Raw genomic sequence first — 8,793 nt, 5'->3', positions numbered from 1 at the left:
CTATATAGAGGAACCGACCCTCGCCGATCGGTTCCGTAAGGTAAACATGTAAAAAAGTTAATACCTACTGAAATATCACAACCTTATCCACAAATTTAATTAACCTGCCAAATCTAAACTATAGTATAGAAAGGTTGAGAGAAAAACTGATAATTTAAAGTGATATAAATGATGATACCAACGATACCAACCCCCGATGAAATTTTAGACAAGGGATTCAGCAGAGGAAAAAAAGCGGCTGATTTATTAAGAACACAAAAAATCCCTAAACATTTAAAGGGTAAAAAAATTGAAGAAAGAAGAGTTGTTACTGCATGTCAGGTAATGAAAGACAAGTTAAAATCAATTCTTGATGCAGTTCCGGAAATTGAAGAACTTCATCCATTTTATCAGGATTACATTGACATAACTGTAGGTGTGGACTCCATGAAACAGGCATTGGGTGCGCTTAACTGGGCTTACGGAATTTTAGCCCAGCTTGAAAGGGAATATTCAAACAAATTTAAAAGAAATCCTTCCGAAAAGGCAAGTTCCATCCAAAGGGAAGCATATGGAAGGATTGCGTCCGTTGTAAATAAAATCGAAAAGGATCTGGACTTTCTGGACTTCGCCAAAGCCAGCCTCAGAAACATGCCGACAATTGACTTTGATGCAACAACAATCGTTATTGCAGGTTTTCCTAATGTGGGAAAATCAACATTGCTAAGACAAATCAGCGGTGCGGACCCTCAAGTTGCAAATTATCCATTCACAACAAAGGGAATTCAGATAGGTCATACCGAAAGACACTGGAAAAGCATACAGTTCATTGATACGCCAGGATTGCTGGACAGGCCTGTTCTTGAAATGAATGATATTGAAATGAACGCTATAGTTGCACTGGAACATTTGGCTGATGCAATATTATTTATTTTTGACGGATCTGAAACCTGCGGTTTCCACCTGGAAAGCCAATATAATCTTTTAAAACAGATTGAAAAGATATTTGGTGAAATACCGATAATTTATCTCTTCAACAAAATGGATATTGAACAGGATGAAGACTATATCAATCAGTTCGTAGACAATCCGGAAAATACATTGTTCATCTCAGCGCTTGACGGTGACGGAATAGACAAGATTAATGAGATTATTGACGGCATTGAAAAGATAGACAGGACCCCGCAGGAAGTGGATGAAGAGGAATTAGATTATTATTAAGGTAATATTTATATATTTGAACTGATAATTAATTAATCAAACATATAGGAAATTAAGTATATAAGGAGTGAAAAAGATGGTAGAAGAAGACATTCTTGAAACAAAAATGAATGAAAGAAGAGAAAAAATCCATGAAAAAAAGGAAAAAGCTGAAGAAAAAGTAGATGAAAAAATCAACGAACAAAAAGAGAAATACGAAGAAAGAAAAGAAAAAGGTAAAGTTTATTCTGAAAAATTCGTCAACGACTTAAACACAACCATTGATGAGTTAAAAGAAAACCTCAAAAACATGCAAAAATACGCTGATGATAAAATCAACGAATACAAAAACGCTACAGTAAGCAATTTGGCTGTGGATTTAGTTGAAGCTGACGACATTTACTACTTGAAAGTTGCAGTTCCTGGTCTTTCAAAAGATGAAGTTGAAATCGAAGCTGGTGACAATGACATTGTAATCACCGCTACATTCAAACCATTTGTTGAAGAATTAGAAGACGTTGAAGATGCTAAAATCATCGCATCCGAGTTAACTACAGGAAGATGCTCCAAAACTGTAAGATTTGAAAACAGCATTGAAGTGGAAAAAATCAAAGCAAAATACAGCACCGGAGTAATTTTAATAACTATTCCAAAATTAATTATACCAAAACATAAAGTGACAGTAGAGTAAATCTACTGTTTTAATTTCTTTTTTTATAACTCATTTATTATTCAAAATCTTTACTAACCACATTAAACATTCTTTTAACATGATTAAAAATAAAAAAAGAAGTAGAATTGAATCTACTTTAAAATCAGTATCTGACCTTACCGATGTGTCTTGTAGCACCTGGATCTTCACCGTTGAAATGTGCCAAGTAGTAGACAAACCATTCCAGTGGAACTACATAGACTAACGGAGACAGTAATTTATCCACATCAGCATAATCGCTTAAATTATATATGATAGTTTTAAGCTCGAGATTTTTGGAAAATTCAATTGCTTTTCTTGTAATTTCATCAGATTCAAAGTCAGAATCGAATATTATAATAGGAACATCCTTTTCAGCACGTTCAATTAAACCGTGTCTGAACTCGGCGGAGTATAGTGGACATGCATGCTTGATAGCTCCTTCCATAAGCATTGTCATTGCCAATTTGAATGAAAGACCGAAATTAGGACCGCTTCCTAAGCAGTAGAAGATTTCTTCATCTTTAAATTCTTCAGCTAATTTTTTATTGTCTTCTTCTGTTGTTTTAAGCAGTTCTTCTATGATGTCCGGAATTTCTTTTAGCTGAGCCAATAGCTGGTCTTTATTTTCATAATCAGATGCTGCAAAGAGTATCTGGTAAAGACATGCAATTTGGGTCACATAGGTTTTTGTACCGAGAATTGCTGTTTCAGTTTCACATCTTGTAACAATAGGAGTTTTAGCTTCTTTTATCATTGAACTATCCGGTTCATTGGAAATTGAAACAGTGTGTATGCCATATTCATTAGCACGTCTGAGAGAGGATAATGTATCTGCGGTTTCTCCAGATTGTGAAGTGAATATTGCTAGTGAATTTTCTCCTTTCTGTAAAAATTTATTGTAATTGAATTCATAACCTGAAAATACTTCTATATTCATTGAAGTAGACATTCTAAGTGCATCTCTAACACTATAACATGTAGAAATAGAACTGCCGCATCCGACCAGATATACTTTATCTGCTTTTTTGACCAGTTGGGAAACTTCGTCCATGGTGGATAATTCACTTTCAAAAGTTCTTCTAAGTGAATCAGGCTGTTCCATCATTTCATCATACATTTTGTAGTTCATGAAAAAAAACTCCTTTTAATTTTTTAATAATGTATATACTTTCTTTTTCTAAATATAAAAAGTTTTTTTAAAAATGAAGTTTAATTTATTATTAATGACAATTGATTTATCAGAAATCGGAATGCTTAAAGGCCAGCAATACGAAACAATAATTACAACGAAAGATGCTGGGGGAAATCCCAATGCCGCACCAATCGGTGTTATCTGCAGAGGAAAGGATAATGTTATGTGCCGTATTTTTAAAGGAAGCAGAACTCTGGACAATATAATCTCACAAAAGGAATTCACCGTTAATATTTCACAGGATCCTCTTCTTTTCACATGGTCTTTGCTTGACAATCTTCAGGATGAGGATTTTTCCAAGGACAATTCCATTAAGGATATTGACTGTTATTTCAAATGTAAAGTAACAAGCCTGAAAGAGGCTGTAAAGCAAAGCGATCCGATTAAGAAAAAGTCAGAAGCCATCGTCATTAAGGCAGATGTTGTTGAACTGATTATAAATAATCCTGTGAAAGTCTACAACAGATCTTTCGGACATGTTCTGGAAAGTCTGGTGTATATGTCAAGAATAGATATCGCTGATGATAATCAGAGAAAGTATTATTTGGATTCCTTAAATGAAGCCTTTAGAGTTATAAGAAAAGTGGGATCCAAAAAAGATAAAGAGGCAATGGACAATATAAAAAATAAATTAAATGAAAAAGGTTTTGAAATCTAATTAATGATAACGTCCATGAATTCGAAATTATCACCATCAAATAGGCCTTTATCAGATATTTTTATGGAAGGTATCACCAGAAGCGCCATGAATGCCATGGTCATGAACGGTGAGTCCAGCTTGCAGCCGAGAGCTGATGCCATTCTGTGAAGCACGTCCAATTTTTCAGCAACTGCAAATGCATCCTCATTGCTCATAAGTCCGGCGATTGGGAGAGCCAATGAGTCATTGAAGTCTTCGCTTACAACAGCTATTCCCCCTTTATTTTCAATTACTGCATTTGCTGCCTCGGCCATTTCTTCTGAGTCATAACCTACTACAATAATATTATGTGAATCATGAGCAACGGATGATGCTATAGCTCCTTTTTTAAGACCGAATCCTTTAATAAAAGCATTAGCTATATTATTATTGCCGTATCTTTCCACAACAGCTATTTTTAAGACATCATCATAAATGTCAGGCATTACTTTGTCGTCTTTCACTTTCAGTGTTGCAGTGGTTTTTTGGGTTAATAACTCACCGTTGAAGCATTCTATGACATTGACTTCACATTCATCCCCATCATATAATACATCAAAATCAGAAGCGTTTGTTTTAGATGCTTTGACTGAATTTTCAAGTTCTGCTTCTGGAACGTCAAAAAGCACATTTTCCCCGTCGAAAACGCATTCTCCTGCAACATAAGTCTTCAATATATTGAAGTCTATTATGTTATCTATGATTATGTAATCCGCTCTTGCACCGGTTACTATAGCTCCGGCATCCAGATTATAATGGGAAGCAGGGTTGATTGTTACCATTTCAATAGCTTTGATTACATCAATGCCCAGTTCAACTGCTTTTTTGACTGATTTATTTAAATGACCATTAATCAAATCGTTAGGATGCTTGTCATCACTTACAATAAAATCAAAGATTGGTGAATGAATTCTTCTTTCTAAGACTTCGGTCGGTATTATTCCGAAACTTTCCTGATTTTTCAGATGGGCAATACGTTCAGAGAAATCAAATAGAGCTTCCATATTTTTAGCAGATGACCCGTCACGAACCATAATTTTCATACCTTTCTGCTTTTTCTCAATAGCTTCATGGAAATTACTGCATTCGTGGTCAGTGATGATATATTGTTCCAGGTATTTATCCAATTCTTCACCGGAAAGCAATGGAGCATGACCATCAATAGGCTTATCATATTTCCTGGCCAGTTCCAGTTTCCTTAAAACTTCCTCATCACCGCTGAGAACACCAGGGAAATTCATCATTTCCCCAAGAGCGACAATTTCATCCTTTTTAAGTAAAAATTCAATGTCATCAGAGTCCAGAACAGCACCGGAAGTTTCAAATGAAGTTGCCGGCACACATGAAGGCGCTGAAAAATAGAAATTCAAAGGAACATGAGATGCATTTTCTATCATGAATTCAATTCCTTCAATTCCACAGACATTAGCTATTTCGTGAGGGTCACATACAACAGAAGTAGTACCGTGCCTTACAGCAATTTTTGCGAATTGTGCAGGAGTGAGCATACTGCTTTCAATATGAATATGTGAATCAATGAAACCCGGAAGCATCAGGCCTTCAACATCGACTTTAATTTCACCATCGACAATTATTGGAACAATCTGTTTGAAAATACCATTTTCGACAGTGATTCTTGCAGGATAAACTGAGTTAGTTAAAACATCCAAAATATAAGCTGTAAATGTCATTTTAATCATCTTTTAATGCATTGTAAAGAAGTGGCAGGAATGTACCGATATCTGTAACAATACCAACAACCTGCGCACTGCCCCTATCGGACAGTTTGGTAACTGTAGATGGGTTGATATCCACACAGATACTTTTAACTCTTGAAGGGAGTAGATTGCCTGTTGCGATTGAGTGAAGCATTGTAGCAATCATAATTACCATGTCAACTTCTTGAGCATATTTTCTCATTATCTTTTGTGCCTCTGCAGTGTCTGTTATGACATCAGGAAGAGGTCCGTCATCACGAATGGATCCTGCAAGAACAAATGGAACATCGTTTTTTATACATTCATACATTATTCCGCCTGTAAGGGTTCCGTCCTCAACAGCGTCCCTGATAGAACCGGATTGGTTGATTCTGTTTATTGCCCTCATATGGTGAGTGTGGCCGTGTGCAACAATCTTACCGGTTTCAACTTCAATACCCAATGATGTTCCGAAGAGATTGGATTCAATATCGTGAGTGGCCAAAGCGTTTCCAGCCATGATAACATCAATATATCCGTCTTTTACCAAGGATGCGAGATATTTGCCTGAACCCGTGTGAACGATAGCCGGTCCTCCGACTATGCCTATTTTTCCACCGCGAGCCTTAATTTCCTTCATTTCCTTAGCAATACCATTGATTAGGTTCATTAAAGGCTTTTCGGATGAAACTTCACTGTTCATGAATTCAAATACCTGCTGTTCATCTCTTGACCTGTGAGGAGGCGTGACCTTGACACCATCCAAACCGACAACAATCTTATCGCCTGATTTGACATCAGCTATTGGTTTTACAAAAGCACGATTCTTGTCCTCATCAACAACAACCAGACAGTCCATTTCAATATCCTCTACAGGAATCCAGTTTCCTTTATAGAAAATATGGGTTGTATGATTAGATGAAGAATAAAAACCTTCAGGAGCAACTTTATCTTTTGTGGATGCAACAAGCTGAACTTCCTTAAGTTCATCGATTGACGCACCAAGAACAGACAATTCATCTAAAATAGATTCCAATAATTCGGGAGAATGAGCAGAAACTTCAATTTTCGCTTTACTGATATCTGATTTTTTTCTTCCAACATCAATTTCTAATATATCAAATTCTCCGCCTTTGTCCATAATTATCGCCATTGTTTTAGTTAATGTCAATGAGTCAATAATATGGCCTGAAAGGCTTATAGTTCTCTTATTCATAATATTTTGCTCCAATATAGTTAATATAAATATATATGGTTAATGAAATATTTAATGCTATTGAAAAATCCATATCGTGAAAATAAAAATAATGCTATTATCATGCTAATAGCATATACGAAATAATAAAAATAAGATGAAAGCAATATAGTAATATGGATATGAAAGATGATATGAGAGTAATATCTTTATTACTTCGTTCTAAAAAGAGAGTTGAAGTATTGAAATCTCTAGAATTTGAAGATAAAATACCATCCAAAATCAGCAAGGATATTGGGGACAACAGCAACCATGTTTCCAAATATTTAAAAACCTTAAAAGATGCTGAATTAGTCGTCTGTCTTAATGAAGAAGATAAAAGATACAGATTCTACAGCATTACAGACAAAGGAACATATTATCTTAATAAAGTCAAAGACGAATACTAATTTTACAAATCCAAAGCGTTGGAAGGACAGTTTCTAACACATTCCATACATAATATGCATTCAGTGCCGTTTTCCCTTTTTCGTGAATTGTTAAGCATGTCCACATCCATAGGACAGTTTTTCAGGCATTTATCGCAGCTGATGCATTTGTCCTCTTCAACAGTCACCCTCAACAAAGAGAAGTAACTTGTTGGCTTCAAGAATACTGTAATCGGACAGATATATTTGCAGAAAGCACGGTTGTCCTTTAATATGAATGCTAGAGAAATTCCTAAAACATAATAAATAACATTACCGACAATGAATGTGTAATATATGATTGATTCCAGGTTGGATACATTTAATATGAATAATCCTGAAACAAAGAACAATATAGCTATAAAAAGTACATATCTAACATAACCGAAGTTTTTTCTGGGACTTTGGGGTACCTTATAAGGAAGCAAATCAAGAATCATTGCTGTCCAGCATGCGTAACCGCACCATCCACGTCCGAAAAGGAAGGGTCCGATGATTTTTGCTACCAGAAAATGTATTACGGCAGCTTCAAATACTCCCAAAAAGAGATAATACCAGAAACCGGACATCAGCATGTTTTCATGATTTATTATTCCTAAAAAAATCAGGATATAACAGCCGATTCCAATCATTACAACATTACGTCCATACCTATATCCGTTGGAAAGCAAACCGATACCTATTGCTAGTGCTGTTCCGATATATACGAAATTATAGATATAGAAGTCATTGCCGGATATGAAATAAATTAAAAATCCGATTAATAAAAAAATAACTTCAATAATGATGGGTGCCTTAAGCTTCATTTAAATCAAAGACAAGAAGTCATAAATTATTTTTGCTGCCGCCACAGCAGTGCTGTCGCCTAATCTGTCGCTTGCCGTTTCGACAACATCCATTCCAACAACATCCTTATATGACAATGCCTTGATGACATCCTCAATTTCTGTTGTGAACAATCCTCCAGGAGTAGGATTTCCCACAGCAGGAGCAATAGCCGGGTCCAAAACGTCCATATCAATGGATAAATAGATTGGAGTTTCAACGGTTGTCAGGTAATATTCAACGGCATCCATATGACGGTGAACGTCCTTGTTCTTAAATGTCTGAATGTTATATGTTGATTTTACAAAGTCTTCCTCATCTTTTGAAGAAGATCTTATACCAATCTGAACCAAATCGACACCAAACTCATGAGCTCTTCTCATAACACTTGCATGAGAATACTTTTCACCAATAAATTCAAATGCCAAATCCCTGTGAGCATCAAGATGCACAACAGTCAGTTTATCATACTTTTCGGACAATGCTTTGATTACACCAATTGAAGCTGAATGCTCTCCGCCAATAGTAATCGGCTTTATGCCCAAATCATACAATTCATTTACTGTATCCTCTACGATTTCACATGTTGCCCTGCAGTTTCCAGGAACAACGTTAACATCACCGAAATCATAAAAAACTGCATCCAGAGAAGTGTTGAAGTTAATGTTATAATTTTCAAAGCCGTATGACGCTTCACGAACAACGACAGGCCCAAGCCTTGAACCTGAATGATAGGACGTGGTACTGTCAAACGGAACACCGATTATGCCATATGAACCCTTTTTTATATTTTCAAAATCAGTTTCTGCAGAAAATGCGAATTTCCACGGTTCGTAAGTATTCAATAGCATAATATATCTATAAA

General features: G+C 35.8%; 9 protein-coding genes. 4 read left to right on the top strand and 5 right to left on the bottom strand.

Features of this window, described 5'->3' with window-relative positions; translation table 11 throughout:
- The first annotated feature begins 168 nt into the window (after nt 1-168).
- Together IJQ68_RS00190 and IJQ68_RS00185 are read left to right on the top strand one after the other, a co-directional pair.
- Complete coding sequence (locus IJQ68_RS00190) at nt 169-1,200, top strand: NOG1 family protein (protein ID WP_292795388.1); 1,032 nt, start codon at nt 169-171, stop codon at nt 1,198-1,200.
- A gap of 76 nt (nt 1,201-1,276) precedes the next feature.
- Entirely contained in the window at nt 1,277-1,870 is a 594-nt protein-coding gene (locus tag IJQ68_RS00185; RefSeq protein ID WP_292795386.1) for an Hsp20/alpha crystallin family protein, read from the top strand.
- A gap of 124 nt (nt 1,871-1,994) precedes the next feature.
- Here the strand turns inward: IJQ68_RS00185 and IJQ68_RS00180 are convergent, their stop codons facing one another.
- On the bottom strand, nt 1,995-3,002 hold the full coding sequence (locus IJQ68_RS00180; protein ID WP_292795383.1) for an SIS domain-containing protein: 1,008 nt from the start codon (nt 3,000-3,002) through the stop codon (nt 1,995-1,997).
- Nucleotides 3,003-3,096: 94 nt separating this feature from the next.
- Here IJQ68_RS00180 and IJQ68_RS00175 point away from each other — a divergent pair, with 94 nt between their 5' ends.
- Nucleotides 3,097-3,723, top strand: a complete 627-nt coding sequence (locus tag IJQ68_RS00175) for a DUF447 domain-containing protein (RefSeq protein WP_292795381.1) — start codon at nt 3,097-3,099, stop codon at nt 3,721-3,723.
- Here the strand turns inward: IJQ68_RS00175 and ade are convergent.
- The gene (gene ade / locus IJQ68_RS00170; RefSeq protein WP_292795378.1) at nt 3,720-5,435 is read right to left on the bottom strand and encodes an adenine deaminase; all 1,716 of its coding nucleotides are present in this window, start codon (nt 5,433-5,435) and stop codon (nt 3,720-3,722) included. The genes IJQ68_RS00175 and ade overlap by 4 nt on opposite strands.
- A gap of 1 nt (nt 5,436) precedes the next feature.
- Complete coding sequence (locus tag IJQ68_RS00165) at nt 5,437-6,657, bottom strand: TIGR00300 family protein (protein WP_292795375.1); 1,221 nt, start codon at nt 6,655-6,657, stop codon at nt 5,437-5,439.
- A 155-nt stretch (nt 6,658-6,812) separates the two neighbouring features.
- Between IJQ68_RS00165 and IJQ68_RS00160 the strand changes: the two genes are divergently transcribed.
- Nucleotides 6,813-7,085 carry a winged helix-turn-helix domain-containing protein gene (locus IJQ68_RS00160; protein WP_292795373.1) on the top strand — a complete coding sequence of 91 codons (273 nt, stop codon included), beginning with the start codon at nt 6,813-6,815 and terminating at the stop codon, nt 7,083-7,085.
- 2 nt (nt 7,086-7,087) lie between these two features.
- On the opposite strand, the gene IJQ68_RS00155 is transcribed toward IJQ68_RS00160, so the two are convergent.
- Both IJQ68_RS00155 and speB read right to left on the bottom strand, forming a co-directional pair.
- Nucleotides 7,088-7,909: a 4Fe-4S dicluster domain-containing protein gene (locus IJQ68_RS00155; protein WP_292795371.1), complete on the bottom strand. Its 822-nt coding sequence runs from the start codon at nt 7,907-7,909 to the stop codon at nt 7,088-7,090.
- Nucleotides 7,910-8,779, bottom strand: a complete 870-nt coding sequence (gene speB, locus IJQ68_RS00150) for an agmatinase (protein WP_292795368.1) — start codon at nt 8,777-8,779, stop codon at nt 7,910-7,912. It abuts the gene before it with no gap.
- Between the last annotated feature and the right edge of the window lie 14 nt (nt 8,780-8,793).

The sequence above is a fragment of the Methanobrevibacter sp. genome (genome assembly GCF_017447225.1).
In the GTDB taxonomy this organism is placed as follows: Archaea; Methanobacteriota; Methanobacteria; order Methanobacteriales; family Methanobacteriaceae; genus Methanocatella.
Note: the sequence above shows the minus strand (reverse complement) of the source record. Positions and strands in the feature narration are given on the sequence as shown.

Excerpts from the sequence above, each read along its gene's own strand:
- IJQ68_RS00190 (WP_292795388.1), top strand. The coding sequence starts at position 169 with ATGATGATACCAACGATACCAACCCCCGATGAAATTTTAGACAAGGGA.
- IJQ68_RS00185 (WP_292795386.1), top strand. The coding sequence starts at position 1,277 with ATGGTAGAAGAAGACATTCTTGAAACAAAAATGAATGAAAGAAGAGAA.
- IJQ68_RS00180 (WP_292795383.1), bottom strand. The coding sequence starts at position 3,002 with ATGAACTACAAAATGTATGATGAAATGATGGAACAGCCTGATTCACTT.
- IJQ68_RS00175 (WP_292795381.1), top strand. The coding sequence starts at position 3,097 with ATGACAATTGATTTATCAGAAATCGGAATGCTTAAAGGCCAGCAATAC.
- ade (WP_292795378.1), bottom strand. The coding sequence starts at position 5,435 with ATGACATTTACAGCTTATATTTTGGATGTTTTAACTAACTCAGTTTAT.
- IJQ68_RS00165 (WP_292795375.1), bottom strand. The coding sequence starts at position 6,657 with ATGAATAAGAGAACTATAAGCCTTTCAGGCCATATTATTGACTCATTG.
- IJQ68_RS00160 (WP_292795373.1), top strand. The coding sequence starts at position 6,813 with ATGGATATGAAAGATGATATGAGAGTAATATCTTTATTACTTCGTTCT.
- IJQ68_RS00155 (WP_292795371.1), bottom strand. The coding sequence starts at position 7,909 with ATGAAGCTTAAGGCACCCATCATTATTGAAGTTATTTTTTTATTAATC.
- speB (WP_292795368.1), bottom strand. The coding sequence starts at position 8,779 with ATGCTATTGAATACTTACGAACCGTGGAAATTCGCATTTTCTGCAGAA.